Source organism: Mucilaginibacter lutimaris (assembly GCF_042676625.1).
Taxonomy (GTDB): Bacteria; Bacteroidota; Bacteroidia; order Sphingobacteriales; family Sphingobacteriaceae; genus Mucilaginibacter; species Mucilaginibacter lutimaris.
The window spans coordinates 118,593-134,085 of record NZ_JBHTIA010000013.1 but is presented as its reverse complement, the minus strand read 5'-3'; the positions used below and the strand labels follow the sequence as shown (position 1 = coordinate 134,085).

Genomic DNA, 15,493 nt, shown 5'->3' with positions numbered 1-15,493 from the left:
AGTTCGACATCACTGAGGGCAAGTTTAGTTTGTAGACCGCCTTGGCTTTGCCCTTATCCCTTTCTTCACTGGGATTCCATGCTTCAACTGAATTTTTTGCCCGGTTGCCAGTTCGGCACGCTGTCCATCGCAGGTAATCCGTACATAAACCCTAACAATTTTTTGATCATAAAAGCTGTTAAAAAGTTGAACAAATTTACCTTTACATGTACTCGTCAGAATACTCGCTAAAATGGCCGTTCAACGGTGAAAAAATGACATCAAAGTGCAACAAAAAGCCCTCAAACGCTAACGTTTGAGGGCTTAGGCTTTAACACCTTTTTCGTGGAGTCGGAGGGATTCGAACCCTCGTCCAAACATGGTATAAGTAAAGCTTTCTACATGTTTAGCTGTTATTTAATTGTAGGGACTATGGAAGGTTAACCGCTTACCTGTACCTTAATCCTTAGGTGCTTTGTTTCGCTTGCTTTCCACACCTTAAAGCAGGCTATTTCCGTTTTTCGATGCCCCGATTGCCGATCCAACAGAACAGAAAACCGGCGGGACAAAAGCTATGCTAATTCTAAATTAGGCAGCTAAGGCGTAGTTATTTTCGCCATTTGTAAGTTTGAGCGTTCAGATTTAAGCGCTAATTCACCCAACGCGCTACATGCTTACTTAGTTATCTCCATCCTGTCAATTCCGGTCGACCCCATTTGAGTTCGCCCACTATAGCTGTTAAGCTATTTGCAGTGGCAAATAATCAACCACAAATATACAGTTTAGTTTTTACCGAATGATAATAGAAATAAACATTACGGTGTAAAGTAATTAGGCTAAATTACTACATTTATGCAACCCGATAAACTATTGATGACCCGATGACTAAAACCACAACCCAGAAAGAAGTAAAGTTAAAAAAGGTTTTAGGTATTGTTTTTGGAATATCAATAGTTGTTGGCAGTACCATCGGGGCAGGTATTTTACGCACCCCGGGCAGCATTGCCGCTCTGTTACCCAATAAGCTGCTTATTCTTGCCTGCTGGCTTATAACAGGCTTATATATTTTATTGTGTGCCAGTTCGTATGCCGAATTAACCACAATGATGCCCAAGGCCGGCGGTTCATTCAATTACATTAAAAGGGCTTTTGGCACTTTTGCAGGGTTTGCTGCCGGATGGTTCGATTTTATATTGAATGTTAGCGCCCCCGCGTTTTTTTGTATTGTGCTGGGCGAATACACCTCATTGATTTTTTTGCAATTGGCAGGGCATGATAAAGTTGTAGGTATTGGGTATTTGACCATTTTCACGCTGCTTAACCTGCCCGGAATAAAAACAAGCAGCGCCGCCCAAAAAGTAACAAGTATTTTAAAGGTTATTTTGTTGTTAGTTTTAGTGACAGGTTGCTTTTTTGCGAAGCCGCAAATACCAACCGTTGCCATAGTTACAAAGCCTACTATATTAAACGGAGCGTTAATTATAGCTTTCTTTAAAGCCATGCAATTAATTTTAAGCACTTTCGATGGTTGGATGGCTGTTTCCTTTTTTGCAGAAGAGGATGAAAACCCCGGTAAAAACATACCACGGTCTTATTTTATTGGCGCTCTTACAATTATTACGCTTTACCTGCTAATTAACGGTGCCATTTTATACGTGCTTCCGCTAACGACAATTACTAATTCTCCTTTGGCTGCTTCTGCCGCTGCCTCGGTGGCTTTTGGCAACTGGAGTTCTACAATGATCAACATAATAGCCATATTTACGGTGATCAGTATTTTAAACGCGTATATGCTAATACCCTCGCGAATACTTTTCGGCTTAAGCCGCGAAGGCTTTTTTATAAAACAAGCAACCTTAGTGAACAAGGGCGGCACGCCGTATGTTTCTTTATTGGTTTGTTACGTACTAACCTTTATATTTATGGTGTACAATACTTACGAGCAAATTTTTTCACTTGCAGCAGTTATGCTGACGGTTGTTACAGCTTCGTCTTTTGCATCATTATTAATGCTGAGGAAAAAGGAGCCGAGCCTCTATCGGCCTTATAAAGTTTGGGGCTATCCTTACATGACCATTCTGGCGCTTACGGTTACATTAGTGTTGTTTGTTGGTTTTGCCATAAGCGATACCCGTAGCTTTATAATTGTAGCGGTGCTCTTCCTGGTATCCTATCCGTTTTATAGGTTGATAATTAGAGCAAATGGTCTAAGTGATTAAGCAAGATCAATTATCCTGAGACATACTTTAGTATAGGTATTTTGCTTAGAATATATATTAGGAGCCATGCAATAACCAAACAGGCCAAAGCAATAAGGGGTATGCTTAGAGCCGGATTGAAAATGGAATAATTAATACCAGATAACTCAAAACCATTAAGTACTAATGCATGGCTGAGGTAAATGCCCAGCGTGTATTTACCAGCATTATTCAATATGTTATTTACTGGTGGCTTAAGCTTTACTGTGATATGCTTAGCTATTAGGAACGCGCTTGAGGATAGTACAAGCACAAAGGGGCCAATGGGTTCGTAAAAGAAAGTACTTAAACCCTTGCCTTGCACTTCATAGTAGTATGTCCCTGCGGCGATGACAGCTGCAAAGGCCACAAATATAATTGTGACAATAAACAGAAATCCTTTTATAGGTATTTGTTTGTAAGCAAGGTAATGCCCAAGTACGAGGTAACCTATATAACCTGTAAAATTATGCAGGTCTACAGCACTGTTAAACCTTGTGAGATAGGGCTTGCCAATAAGCATAGTTATCAACCATATGGCCAGGAAATACAGGATCTCTTTTTCGGTGGCGTGGCGTACAAAGCTGCTTAAAATAGGAATGAACAGATAGAGACCAAATAACAGGTACACATACCACAGGTGATAATAGCTGCCCATCTTAAGATCATGCAGAACCATGCGAATATTGATCCATGCGTTACCGGTAAAATAAAACTCTTCATTATTCCACCGGTAGGCGATGTATATCATGCTCCAGAATAGAAAGGGGATGATAAGCCTGCCGACTCGCTTCTTTAAAAAATCTGTTAACTCGTATTTACGGTGAAGCAGTAGCGCGCCTGTTATCATCACAAAAACCGGTACCGCAAAACGGACTATAGCATTGTAAACATCCGCAGCCATCCACCAGCTTAGCGGGCTGCCAGCATATTTAAATAGCAGAGGCGATGCTGTATGCAGTACTATAACCGCAAACATAGCTATCAGCCTCAGATTATTTATCCAGCTAATGTTTTGCGTACCGCCTTTTGCTATGGTTTCGCTGAATTTCAAATGTGATGAAAGTTATAATGCTATAAATGATATACAAAGCAAAAACGCCAGGCACACAAATGTCGCTTGGCGTTTCAGGTTATTTATTTGCCTGCTGCAAACAATAACAATCAATTATACTCTGCCAGGATATTGCTTTAACCCCTCGGCTAAACACTCCATGGCTTTGTTAAGGTCGTCGTTATTGAGTACATATGCCATGCGTACTTCGTTGGTGCCGGCGCCGGGTGTGCTGTAAAAGCCGGTGGCAGGCGCCATCATTACGGTTTGGTTATTATGGCTAAAGCTTTCCAGCATCCACTGGCAAAATTTATCTGCATTATCAATCGGGAATTTTGCGACAACGTAAAAAGCGCCACCCGGGTTAGGGCAAAAAACACCGTCAATTTTATTAAGGGCGTTAACAAGGGTATCGCGGCGTTTAGTGTATTCTTTATTTACAGCGGTAAAGTATTCGTCGGGGGTATCCACGGCGGCTTCCCCGGCAATTTGCTCAACCATACCTGCCGATAAACGAGCCTGCGCGAATTTTAATCCCGCGGTTAAAACCTCTTTATTTTTGGTGATCAAACAGCCTAAGCGGGCGCCACATGCGCTGTAACGCTTGCTTACGGTATCCATCACAATCACATTATCATCCAAGCCACTCAGGTGCATGGGCGATATAAATTGACGGCCATCATAGCAAAACTCGCGGTAAGCCTCATCGCTAAAAATATAAAGATCATATTTTATAGCAAGCTCTTTTAGGGCGTCAAGTTCTTCTTGCGAGTATAAGTAACCGGTAGGGTTATTAGGGTTGCATATAATGATAGCCTTGGTTTTGTCGGTTATCAATTTCTCAAATTCGCTTATAGGCGGCAGCGCGAAGCCGTTATCGATATACGATAAGATCGGTTTTACCACAATATCGCTCTGGTTGGCAAAACCGTTGTAATTAGCGTAAAAAGGCTCGGGGATGATCACCTCGTCGCCGGGGTCAAGACAGGCCATCATACCAATAGTGATCGCTTCAGACCCGCCTGTGGTAACAATGATATTTTCGGGCGTAATATTATAGCCCAGCTTGTTGTAGTATTCGGTTAATTTTTTGCGGTAGCTCAATGTACCTTCAGAAGGGGTGTAGGCCCATACCTTAAAATCAATATTTTTAATAGCGTTAAGCATACCTTCCGGTGTTTCAATATCCGGCTGGCCGATGTTAAGGTGGTAAACCTTTTTACCATCAAGTTTGGCTTTATCGGCAAAAGGCGTTAATTTACGAATAGGCGATGCGGGCATACGCTGCCCTTTTTGAGAGATACTTGGCATGAGGCAAAATTAGTAAAAAGTAGCAATACACCCTTTGTAAAATCTATGCATACATAATAAGGTTATCATTTAAACCATCTTCCTTGGAGAGATTAGGGAGAGGCCACAAAAAAGGCACCCATAAATGGATGCCTTTAAATTTTTTAACTCCCTCTCCTTTGCGGAGGGCCGTGTAGAGGCTTTACCTGCTGTTAGCCGGTGCTTTCGCAACCACCTCGCCCACAATATTTAAATATTTTGTTGGTGTTTTAGCGTTTGATGTTACCACAATGGTTTTGTTAAAAGCAGAAGCAACAGCTGCATTGTAAGTAATTTTGATAGAGCCTTTGCCGCCCGGTGCTACAGGGGTTTTAGTGTAATCGGCGATGGTACAGCCACAGGTAGGTTTTACCTCGGTTAAAATAAGGGGCTCTTTACCAACGTTGGTAAATTCAAACACCGTGGTTACCGGTGTACCTTGAGCAATTTTACCAAAGTCGTGTTTCTCTTCGTTAAATTTAAATTCGGCTTTTGTGTCGGCTTGGGCCGATGCATTAAAGGCAAAGCCTAAAACCACCGCGCATATTAATAATATTTTTTTCATGATCGCATGTTTGATTATCACAAATATAAAAGGTTTAATGTAAAAACAATACTGTTCAATATTTTTATCAGTTGTGATGCAGGGATGAATCTTTCTGAAATTTATAATCGAACAATAGGCCAGCTATTATGGTTAAGGGCACAAATAAACTTACTGAGACAACGGACATATAATGCGAAACAGGATCCTTTGAACCCCATCCGGCGGCACCATAAAAGCCAAACATTGCTAATGATGTAAGAATGATCATTGCCAAACGCATCCCTTTGGAATCAGGAAACAACCGGTACAACGCTTGTGGTGCATAATTGAACACAAAGTGCATCAATATCATAACAAATGGAATCCCCAGACAAATTAATATAAACCATGGCGAACAGTTAAAGCCTTTACATACGGTGTGCATGTCGCCGCTGTAGGCAAAGGTTCTTACAGGTACATAATCTATCAGGTTGCCAACGCTCGTTACACAAAGCCAGTAAAAGAATAATGTTAAAACGCGGGATGTATTCTTCTTGCTAAATTTGAAACCAAGCAGGCTTAACGGATAGGTGAGCAAAAGGTTGCCAATCAGCAAACCTGCCAAAGCAACTAAACCTGCTTGTTGCCCATGGCCGGTGGCAAATATTGGTTTATAGTTAACATTCTCATCTATATCAAATTGCGCCAAAACATTACTTAGCGTTAATTGCCCATAGTTTAAAGCAAACGGATTGGTTTTCCAGCCTAAAAGCCATGCCGTAAACGAATGAGAGTACTCATGCGCAAAAAGCGCAATTGCATGAGTAACCCACATCATAATGATGTTAAGTAAGAAAAAAGTTAGCCAGTTCCTGCCAGGAAGCCAGCCTGGACGGTGATGATCTGAGATTTCCATTTTGTTGGTAAACCTACACTTTTAAATAATTTGAGGTGTTACCCACTGTTATTGACAGGCAGGTAATTATACCATTGCCAATACCAAACTATTGTAAAAACTCTGTGTTTTACACTAACCAATATAAATAACAGAATAGAATTTCCTAATTTTACCGCCTAAACAAAATTTTATATGCCCGAAACTGTAATACACACAGGCAACACGCAAACTGCTGCCGAACTCAGTTTTGACGATTTTAGAAAAATTGTAATTGATGATTACCGTGTTGGCTTCGAGAGCCGCCAGGCAAGTATTATTGGCAGGCGCGAAGTGCTAACCGGTAAGGCAAAGTTTGGTATTTTTGGCGATGGTAAAGAAGTTGCCCAACTTGCTATGGCTAAGGCCTTTAAAAAGGGCGATTGGCGCGCAGGGTATTACCGCGACCAAACTTTTATGTTTGCCACGGGCATGAGCAACCTTAAAGAGTTTTTTGCCCAGCTATACGCCAATCCCGATATTGAGAAAGACCCTGCATCTGCCGGAAGGCAAATGAATTGCCATTATGCTACACGCTATGTTGATGCCGACGGTAACTGGACAAACCAGGCCGAAACCATGAACTGCGCGGCAGATATATCTACCACCGGTGGCCACATGCCGCGCCTGCTTGGCTTGGCCTATGCCTCTAAGTTATACCGACAGAATAAAGAACTTGAGTATCTTAAAAATTTCTCTGTAAACGGTAACGAGGTTGCTTTTGGCACTATTGGTAACGGCTCAACATCCGAAGGCTTATTTTTTGAGGCCTTTAATGCTGCCGGTGTATTACAGGTACCTATGGCTATTTCCATATGGGATGATGCCTACGCCATATCTGTACCGGCAAGGCTGCAAACCACAAAAGAAGATATATCTGAAGTGCTTAAAGGCTTTCAGCGTGATGCTAAAGGCAACGGTTACGAAATATTTAAGGTGCGCGGATGGGACTATGTGGCCCTTTGCGAAACTTACGAACGCGCCATAAAAATTTGCCGGGAAGAGCATGTGCCCGTGCTGATCCACGTAGTTGAAATGACGCAGCCCCAAGGCCACTCTACATCGGGCAGCCACGAGCGTTATAAATCTAAGGACCGTTTGGGCTGGGAAGAAGAACACGACTGCTTGCTGCAAATGCGTAAATGGATGATAGAGACAGCCATTGCTACCGTTGAAGAGGTAGACGCTTTAGAAGCAGAAGCCAAAAAGCATGTGCGTAACTGCCAGCGCGAAGCCTGGAGCGAGTTAGAGAATGAAATTAAAGCGGAAATGGCCGAGGCTGTTGAGCTGATTGACAAAGTTGCGCAGCAGTCTGCACAGCGGGATGAATTACTGGGATTAATGTCGGGCCTGCAAACCTGTATCGACCCTGGCCGCAGGGATACTATCGCGTGCATCCGTAAGGTTTTGCGTTTAACTGTAAAAGAAAACAGCGATGCCCGACAAAACTTAGTAAATTATTTAGCTGCCGAAAAAGACAAAAACACCGAACGCTTTAATTCTAAGCTGTTTACCAATACCCCAAAATCGCCTTTGTATGTGCCGGTTATAGCACCTGCCTATGATGAGGATGCGAAAGTAATGGATGGCCGCGAGGTATTAAACGCTTGTTTTGATGCTAACTTTGAACGTGATAAGGCAATTGTTGCTTTTGGTGAAGATGTTGGTGCCATTGGAGATGTGAACCAGGGTTTTGCCGGCTTGCAATCTAAATACACCGACCTGCGTATTACCGACACGGGTATTCGCGAAGCAACCATTATTGGGCAGGGGATGGGGTTAGCCATGCGAGGTTTAAGGCCTATTGCCGAGATCCAGTACCTTGATTACCTATTATACTCCATCACTGTTTTAAGTGATGATTTGGCAAGCCTTAGCTACCGCACCCGTGGGGGGCAGCGCGCGCCACTTATTGTGCGTACACGCGGCCACCGTTTAGAGGGTATCTGGCACTCGGGGTCGCCACTTGGGTTGATACTTAATGCTATGCGTGGTATGCATATTTGCGTTCCGCGCGATATGACGCAGGCTGCAGGCATGTACAATACCCTGCTGCGTGGCGATGAGCCTGCTTTGGTTATTGAGAGCCTTAATGGTTACCGGTTAAAAGAAAAATTACCAACTAACATTGGCGAATTTACGGTGCCATTAGGTAAGGCCGAAATATTAAAAGAGGGAAGCGATGTTACCGTTGTTAGCTATGGCTCAACCTTGCGTATTGTAATGGAAGCTGCCGAAGAATTGAGCAAAATGGGAATCAATATCGAAGTGATAGACCCGCAAACGCTTTACCCATTTGATACCGAAAATATTTGCGGCAAATCATTACAAAAAACTAATAAGCTTTTGGTGATCGATGAAGATCTGCCGGGAGGAGGCTCCGCATTTATCCTACAGAAGATAATTGAACAGCAAAACGGTTATTACTCGTTAGATGCCCAGCCTAAAACGCTTAGCGGTGCCGAGCACAGGCCACCATATGGTTCTGATGGCGACTACTTCAGCAAACCATCAACCGATGATGTTATCGAAGCCGTTTATAAAATGATGAACGAAGCAAATCCTGGTAAATATCCGGGAATGTTTTAGGGAGAATACTTAATTTTGATTATGGAAACATTGATTGTACAGCCAAGAACAAAAGAACAACTCGCTGCGCTTAAAGCTTTTATAAAAGCTTTAAAAATTGATTTCAAGTCAGAAAAAAGTCCCTATAATCCAGAGTTTGTCGAGAAAATACTTCAAGGTAAAGAAGATATAAAAAACGGAAAAGGCGTTAAGATAACGACCAAAGATCTATGGAAGTAATCTATAGCCCTAAAGCTGTTGAAGATCTAAAATATTGGAAGAAATCTGGTAATAAGGTAATCCAGCGAAAAATAATTACTTTAATAGAAGCTATTCAACTAAATCCTTACGAAGGAATTGGCAACCGGAACCTCTAAAATACGAGTTGTCGGGTACTTGGTCCAGAAGAATTGATAAAGAACATCGTTTAGTTTATGAGATAACTGATTATCAAGAGCTACTTATTCTCAATATTCTTTCTTTAAAAGGGCATTATATGTAATAATACTTTAATCGCTTTAAGCAACACGAACTTACAATATCTCAATTATGAAGAACCTACTCGTTACAATTGTAGTTACTTTATTTACAGCCAGCGCTCTTGCTCAACAAAGTAAACAAATGGTGAGGCTTGCAAAAATACAGGTAGATCCTCTTCAGCTAAAGCAATACAATGCGGCCTTGACACTACAGATGAAAACAGCCGTTAAACTTGAACCGGGTGTGCTTACTTACTACGCCGTTGCCGATAAAAAGGACGCCTCGCATATCACCATCCTCGAAATTTATGCTGACACGGCCGCTTATAAGGCGCACACATTAACCCCGCACTTTAAGAAATACAAAGCCACCGTACAAAACATGGTGAAATCGTTAGAGTTAGTGGATGTTGGCCTGATTGGCAAGGCTGTAAAGCCCTAATTATACTGTGCCTCCTTTGCCCCGGCAAACCTGTTGATAACCATCGCGGCAGCTGTATCTCCGGTGGCGTTTAGCAATGTAGCTACCGGATCTATTAAAGTGCCAATGATAATAGCTGGTGGTAAAGCTTCGGGTGGGAAGCCGTAAGCTGAGATGAACAGCAGTTCGCCGATGTAGCCGCCATTGGGGATGCCGCCTTCAACAATACTGACCAGAACCGTCATACCCAGCGCGAGTATAATTACCTCAGCGCTGTCAAAGCCCCTACCAAACATGGCAAACACTACTGATATTTTTAGGATAGATGATATGCTGGAACCATCCTTATGTAAGGTGCCCATTAAGGGAATAGTGATACCCGCAATAGCGTCGGTTATGCCCATTTTTTTCGCAGCATCTAAATTTGCGGGTATAGTGGCAATGCTGCTGCACGTACCAACGGCGGTAGCCGAGGGGATGATATTGTTTTCCCAATAGCGTTTAATTCCCTTTATGCCGCCTGCAATAAAAGCGTATATGCTATAAAATACAGCGTAATAAAACAAGCTTACACCGTAACCTATACCCAACACATGCGCATAAGTACCAAACAATGATGGGCCAAACACTGCTACCTGATAAGCGAAGTAAGCGCCCAGGCCAATTGGACCGGCCTTCATAATAATACTAAAAACGTGTTTAAAAACCTCGTTACCTGCGTTTAAAAATTGAACAAAGGCTTTACCCTTTTCTGCTGCGCTGCGTGCGCCAAAACCAACCAGCAGGGCAAAGATGATCATGGCCAGCATGTTTTTACGAGATAAGAGGTTGAAAAACTCGCTGGTTGTAAATAGCTGGGTTATTTGGTCGCCTGATAGATTTTTGCCTGTTTCCACAGGTGTAGCACCGGCCGCTGCAAATGAGGTTTGTCCAATAGGGAAAAGCCATAATGCAACAATAGTTAATAATGCTGCCATGATAAGCGTCCCCAAAAAAACTGCGGACATAACGCCCATTATACGGCCAATTTTTTGTGAGCCCTGTAAATTGGCAATGGCCGATGATATTGCGAAAAACACTAATGGTATTACAGCTACAAACAGCAGGTTTAAAAATATATCGCCGATAGGTTTTAGCACTTCGGCACGTGGGCCAAGTACAATACCGGCTACGCTGCCTGCAATTATACCGGCTATAAGCCATATCATCCCGCTATAATTTTTTATCCAGTTGCTCATCTATTATAATTAAAGCCATAAAACTAAACGGCTTAGAAAGGTAAATAATATCCCTCTCAAATTGTGTATTCATGTAACTTATTTCTCTATTTTTGCCCTCGCCTAAAAGGCATTTATATTTTACCACTATGGATACTACATTTTCAGCAATTGCAAATAATATTAAGGCACGCCGTACCATTAAACCATCTACCATGAATGGTAATAAGATCCCCAACGGTCATATAGCGTCTATACTTGAACTTGCCGATTGGGCGCCAAACCATGGTAATACCGAACCATGGGGTTTCATTGTTTTTGAAGACCCTAAAGTTTACTGCGAACAGCATGCCGAATTGTATAAAGCCGCCAACCCCGGCGAAAGCTTTAACCCTACGGTTTATACCAATTTCCAGAATCAGGCTAATAATGCATCGCATGTTGTTATAGCTTATCAAAAACGTGGCGACCTGCCAAAAATACCTCAGTTTGAAGAGATAATTGCGGCATCTTGTGCGGTGCAAAACCTTTTATTGGGTGCTACTGCTTTAAATATAGGCGCATTCTGGAGTACCGGCGGTATGGTTTTAAAACCTGCTTATGCCGAACATTTTGGTTTGGGCGCCGAAGATAGCGTACTTGGCGTATTGTTTTTAGGCTATACAGATGTACAGCCGGAGGGCAAAAGGAAAACACCAATAGAAGAAAAAATCATTTGGAATAAATGATATTCGTTTGTAAATTAGTTTTCTACAAGGCTACTCTATTTAACTTTTAGATATTGTTTTTTCTTAAAAGTGTATAATTAGACTGCTGTGACAATGTATTTTGCTTTTATTCGTATATTTGTTCTAACAAATCAACTAATAGTGCATACTATTTTCATTTGTTACACCAAATTAAACTAAACGATTAAACCCAATATTTATGAGAAAACACTTGTGGTGGATCATTGGCGCTTTATTGTTATTTTCTATCTCGGTTATCAGTTGGAAACCGACAAGCGCTACCAAGAAGAACGGAATTATAGCTAAAACATTTGGTGCTAAAGAATACTTTGCCCAGTATGTTAATAATATTTATACAGCAGCTAACCTGCAGCAAACAGGTATGAATGCTGCTGTTTTCCAAAAGGCGATTACAGGCTATTTGAACCTTAAGCTGGCGAATAAATTAGCCCCAAACAGTAATATCATTACCGTTGTCGATTTCAATAAATCGAGCCGCGAGAAACGTATGTGGATTATTGACGTAGTAAATAAAACGTTGGTTTTAAATACATGGGTTGCTCACGGGCAGGGTAGTGGCGATGATATGGCCAACCGCTTTTCAAATAATAACGAGTCGCACCAAAGCAGCCTTGGTTTTTATTTGGCAAACGAAGTTTACATGGGTAAGCACGGCCGCTCATTAAAGCTTGATGGTTTGGATGCAGGTATTAATAGTGCTGCACGTGCACGCGGAATTGTTATACACGCGGCGGATTACGTATCTCAAAATACTATTAACCAAATTGGCCGTTTAGGCCGTAGCTTTGGTTGCCCTGCAGTATCACCGGCAGTTTCAGACCAGGTTATTAATACAATCAAAGGTGGCTCTATGCTGTTTGTGAATGGCAATGATAGCAATTATACATCTAAATTATTAGATGAAACAGCACCGTCCAACTCTATTACACCGGATACGACCGGTGCGGCTACTATTGCTAAACTGTAAGACAAACTAACCAACTATAACAAGAAGCCCGGCCGCAGTAATGCAGCCGGGCTTTGTTTTTTTATTTATGGGATTAAATAAGATTACGATAAGAACTAATCTCTATTCTCCAATCTCTAATAACTACAATGCAGCTATCTGATTTGTATTAGCTAAAAACTTTTGTAGATGGCCATATAATACAACATCTAAACCATAAACATCCGGGCGGTATTGCAGGGTGTTTGTGCTATCTGCCCAGCAGGTAACATAAGTAATGTACACAGGCAATTTCTTAGGTACTGCAATGGTTGTTGGTTCGGGATTATCTTCGTCCATGGCTTTAGCAATTTTCTCATATGTTGAGCCATCGCCAAATACTGCCTTTGCTAAGGCTTTGGGGTCACCAAGGCGAACACAACCATGACTCAAAGCACGCATGGCCTGGCTAAATGCACTTTTTGCAGGCGTATCATGCAGGTAAACACTACTGTTATTGTTAAACAGGAATTTTATTTTACCTAAAGCATTATCGTCGCTTGGGCGTTGTTTAAATTCATACTTATCCTTTGGTGCGTTTGCCCAGTTAATGGTTTCGGGGTCCTCAACCTTTTTGCCATTTTCGTAAACATCTATGCCTTTGTTAGAAATATAGTAAGGGTCTTTGGCGGCCTCAACCATTATCTCTTTACTGGCAATACTTTGTGGTATATTCCAAACCGGGTTTACCTGTACGCTGTGTATCATACTGTTCAGTTGCGGCGTTTCACGGCTAAACGGACGGTCAATTTTATCGCTCTCGTCATACTCCACAAGGCTAATATTATTATCGGTATTACGGCCTTCGCCAACTACAACCTTCATATTCAGGATAGATTTTCCGTTTTCCATAACATCTAAGCGGTAATCGGGGATATTAACTATCACATACTTTTGCTGGGTTGGTTTGTTTTTCCACCTAAGGCGCTCCATGTTAACCACAAGGTAGCGGGTAGTTTCCTCTTTGGTCATTCCCTGAGCGGTACCACCTGCCATTAATGCTTTTTGCAGTAGCAGATATTGCGGGTCTTTAGGTTGAATGCTGTCCAGATAGGTTTTTAGGTTAGCAGCATTTAAGGCCTGCATCATTGATGAACTGTCGGGGCGTTTAGTGGCCGTGAAATAGCGGGAATAGATCTTTCTTGGGCTGATCATCCCAAACTGCAGCGCGCTTGAATAAGTAATTAAAGAATTTGCCATTAATATTTCCAGGTCGGCAATATCATGGTAGGCTTCATCAAGATTTTTGATGCCCTTTTTATCTTTAAACTTTGCAACTAACTGTTTTATTTGGTCGGCCTTAAACATTTTAGGGTCTAAACCATGCTGGCTGGCTTTTTCAAAGTAATTAGCGGTAATGTCAACATCGCCGTTAAAAATGTGGTCCATTACAAAAATAGGGTCATAATCGTTTTTTTCGTAAAAGGCAGTTATTAGTTTAGGGTTATCCATTTTGCCTTTATTGGTTGCTAAAACTTGTTTAAAAACTTCTGCAAGACCCTCGGGAGTGGCTTCTCTAAATACCTTGTTCTTCGTTTTTTTGTAAAGTTCGGCGCCCATATCTGAACGGCTTTTTTTCTTACAGCTTTGGATGGACAAGGCAAACACGCAAAATAGCATCAATAATACGGGCAGTGCAGTTTTTTTTATAGTAGATATTGTCATAGTATAATTGTTTAGTTGCTGCTATGCAATTGCTATACCACAAAGCCGCATGCTTATTATTTACTTTGTGCTGATAAGCAACCAAAAAGCATTGTTATATATTTGGCTATGGCGAATAATAAACTCCCCGAGGTTTGGCTGCGGGGCCCTTTACATGACATGCCCGCTATGGTACAGCCGGTTGCACATGCATTGCTACAGGCCCGCGAGGAATTGGCCGGATTGATGGCGGGTTTCCCAAACGAATTGCTTTGGGATAAAGTAGCGGGAATGGCATCACCGGGTTTTCATTTACAGCACCTGACTGGCGTTTTAGAAAGGCTTTTTACCTATGCAAGGGGTGAAATGTTGACTGAAAAGCAATTAAGCTATTTATCTACCGAAGGCAAACCGTCTAATAAAACATACACAGTTAGCCAATTAGTAGAGAATTTCAATAATCAGGTTGATGCATCTTTAACGCAACTAAGCGCAACAAATGAAACAACCTTGACAGATATTAGGTACGTAGGCCGTGCGCAACTACCATCAACCGTGATGGGTTTATACACCCATAGTGCAGAACATACCATGCGGCATTTGGGGCAATTGATAGTAACAGTGGCAGTTTTAAGGGGGTAAATTCACTATCTAAAACCGACTTCTTTCACTCTAAAAACGGATATGATTCGCCTTGTACTTTCGTTGATGAGCAGGGTGTTGCATAGTGGGATTATTTCATTACAATCTCCGCCACGTCCTTATAATCGCGGGCATGGTAAGTTACATTTTCATTTGTATACCTGCCTTCCGGGTCGAAGAGGAATGTTTCTACGCCCAACTCCTGTGCTGCTTTTATTTCAGATTCCAGGTCATCTCCAATTACTAAAACTTCTTCTTTAGTGTAGCCCTTATCCTTCATTATACGCTGGAAGATGTCATTCTTGGTAAGGTCACTTTGATCGGGATCTACGATATATACCTTTTTAAAGTCACCAGCAATGTTCAGCATGTCTACCTTGCTTTGCTGCAATTTAGTAAAACCTTTTGTCACCAGGTATTTGTCAATCGGCACCTCGCGAAGTTGGCTGTATGCTTTGTATGGCGTAACGGGTACCTCCACCCTGGCGTTGCGCAGTATCTTTAAACCTTTTTCGGTAAGATCATCACTAAAGCCAAATTCATCAGCAATTTGTTGAAAAGGGCGGCGGGTAAGTTCGCGCTTTGCTTTCTCTGCCGACGAAATATCGGTTTGTCCGAGTTCCTCATCAATGAGGTTAAACAGCTCTGTAAAAAGAACATCAGCAAGTGAGTCTGCCGGGTAAATGGTATTATCGAGGTCTAAAAATAAAGCACGTTTCATAGTATATT

The 15,493-nt window shown here is 41.9% G+C and carries 14 protein-coding genes, 1 other RNA gene and 1 pseudogene; 8 read left to right on the top strand and 8 right to left on the bottom strand.

Annotation, left to right across the window (positions count from 1 at the left end; all coding sequences use genetic code 11):
- Positions 1 to 322: 322 nt before the first annotated feature.
- Positions 323 to 693: a transfer-messenger RNA gene (gene ssrA, locus ACFQZI_RS18535) on the bottom strand.
- 167 nt (positions 694 to 860) lie between these two features.
- Here ssrA and ACFQZI_RS18530 point away from each other — a divergent pair.
- Positions 861 to 2,198 (top strand): APC family permease, encoded by a 1,338-nt coding sequence (locus ACFQZI_RS18530; RefSeq protein ID WP_377145162.1) that lies wholly within the window; start codon positions 861 to 863, stop codon positions 2,196 to 2,198.
- A 10-nt stretch (positions 2,199 to 2,208) separates the two neighbouring features.
- Here ACFQZI_RS18530 and ACFQZI_RS18525 read toward each other — a convergent pair whose 3' ends face one another.
- The 4 genes from ACFQZI_RS18525 to ACFQZI_RS18510 form a co-directional block, all read right to left on the bottom strand.
- Complete coding sequence (locus tag ACFQZI_RS18525) at positions 2,209 to 3,270, bottom strand: acyltransferase (protein ID WP_377145160.1); 1,062 nt, start codon at positions 3,268 to 3,270, stop codon at positions 2,209 to 2,211.
- 114 nt (positions 3,271 to 3,384) lie between these two features.
- Positions 3,385 to 4,581 carry a pyridoxal phosphate-dependent aminotransferase gene (locus ACFQZI_RS18520; RefSeq protein ID WP_377145159.1) on the bottom strand — a complete coding sequence of 399 codons (1,197 nt, stop codon included), beginning with the start codon at positions 4,579 to 4,581 and terminating at the stop codon, positions 3,385 to 3,387.
- Between the two features lie 181 nt (positions 4,582 to 4,762).
- Entirely contained in the window at positions 4,763 to 5,164 is a 402-nt protein-coding gene (locus tag ACFQZI_RS18515; protein ID WP_377145157.1) for a DUF1573 domain-containing protein, read from the bottom strand.
- A gap of 67 nt (positions 5,165 to 5,231) precedes the next feature.
- The gene (locus tag ACFQZI_RS18510; protein WP_377145155.1) at positions 5,232 to 6,041 is read right to left on the bottom strand and encodes a hypothetical protein; all 810 of its coding nucleotides are present in this window, start codon (positions 6,039 to 6,041) and stop codon (positions 5,232 to 5,234) included.
- Positions 6,042 to 6,215: 174 nt separating this feature from the next.
- Between ACFQZI_RS18510 and ACFQZI_RS18505 the strand changes: the two genes are divergently transcribed.
- The 4 genes and pseudogenes from ACFQZI_RS18505 to ACFQZI_RS18490 all read left to right on the top strand — a co-directional run bounded on the left by ACFQZI_RS18505 (position 6,216) and on the right by ACFQZI_RS18490 (position 9,548).
- Entirely contained in the window at positions 6,216 to 8,648 is a 2,433-nt protein-coding gene (locus ACFQZI_RS18505; RefSeq protein ID WP_377145153.1) for an alpha-ketoacid dehydrogenase subunit alpha/beta, read from the top strand.
- 21 nt (positions 8,649 to 8,669) lie between these two features.
- Positions 8,670 to 8,867, top strand: coding sequence for a DUF2683 family protein (locus tag ACFQZI_RS18500; protein WP_377145151.1), 198 nt, complete (start codon positions 8,670 to 8,672; stop codon positions 8,865 to 8,867).
- Positions 8,858 to 9,129 (top strand): annotated as a pseudogene (locus ACFQZI_RS18495) (Txe/YoeB family addiction module toxin). The gene ACFQZI_RS18500 and the pseudogene ACFQZI_RS18495 overlap by 10 nt, the downstream one beginning before the upstream one ends.
- A gap of 47 nt (positions 9,130 to 9,176) precedes the next feature.
- Positions 9,177 to 9,548 (top strand): putative quinol monooxygenase, encoded by a 372-nt coding sequence (locus ACFQZI_RS18490; protein WP_377145149.1) that lies wholly within the window; start codon positions 9,177 to 9,179, stop codon positions 9,546 to 9,548.
- On the opposite strand, the gene ACFQZI_RS18485 is transcribed toward ACFQZI_RS18490, so the two are convergent.
- Positions 9,545 to 10,765 (bottom strand): dicarboxylate/amino acid:cation symporter, encoded by a 1,221-nt coding sequence (locus ACFQZI_RS18485; RefSeq protein WP_377145147.1) that lies wholly within the window; start codon positions 10,763 to 10,765, stop codon positions 9,545 to 9,547. The genes ACFQZI_RS18490 and ACFQZI_RS18485 overlap by 4 nt on opposite strands.
- 128 nt (positions 10,766 to 10,893) lie before the next feature.
- On the opposite strand from ACFQZI_RS18485, the gene ACFQZI_RS18480 reads away from it, so the two are divergent.
- A complete protein-coding gene (locus tag ACFQZI_RS18480) occupies positions 10,894 to 11,472 on the top strand; it encodes a nitroreductase family protein (protein ID WP_377145145.1) in 579 nt (192 codons plus the stop codon).
- A 199-nt stretch (positions 11,473 to 11,671) separates the two neighbouring features.
- Positions 11,672 to 12,460, top strand: coding sequence for a murein L,D-transpeptidase catalytic domain family protein (locus ACFQZI_RS18475; RefSeq protein WP_377145143.1), 789 nt, complete (start codon positions 11,672 to 11,674; stop codon positions 12,458 to 12,460).
- A 123-nt stretch (positions 12,461 to 12,583) separates the two neighbouring features.
- Here the strand turns inward: ACFQZI_RS18475 and ACFQZI_RS18470 are convergent, their stop codons facing one another.
- The gene (locus ACFQZI_RS18470) at positions 12,584 to 14,143 is read right to left on the bottom strand and encodes a L,D-transpeptidase family protein (protein WP_377145141.1); all 1,560 of its coding nucleotides are present in this window, start codon (positions 14,141 to 14,143) and stop codon (positions 12,584 to 12,586) included.
- Positions 14,144 to 14,251: 108 nt separating this feature from the next.
- Here ACFQZI_RS18470 and ACFQZI_RS18465 point away from each other — a divergent pair, with 108 nt between their 5' ends.
- Positions 14,252 to 14,764 carry a DinB family protein gene (locus ACFQZI_RS18465; protein ID WP_377145139.1) on the top strand — a complete coding sequence of 171 codons (513 nt, stop codon included), beginning with the start codon at positions 14,252 to 14,254 and terminating at the stop codon, positions 14,762 to 14,764.
- Between the two features lie 91 nt (positions 14,765 to 14,855).
- On the opposite strand, the gene ACFQZI_RS18460 is transcribed toward ACFQZI_RS18465, so the two are convergent.
- Positions 14,856 to 15,485: an HAD family hydrolase gene (locus ACFQZI_RS18460; RefSeq protein ID WP_377145137.1), complete on the bottom strand. Its 630-nt coding sequence runs from the start codon at positions 15,483 to 15,485 to the stop codon at positions 14,856 to 14,858.
- Between the last annotated feature and the right edge of the window lie 8 nt (positions 15,486 to 15,493).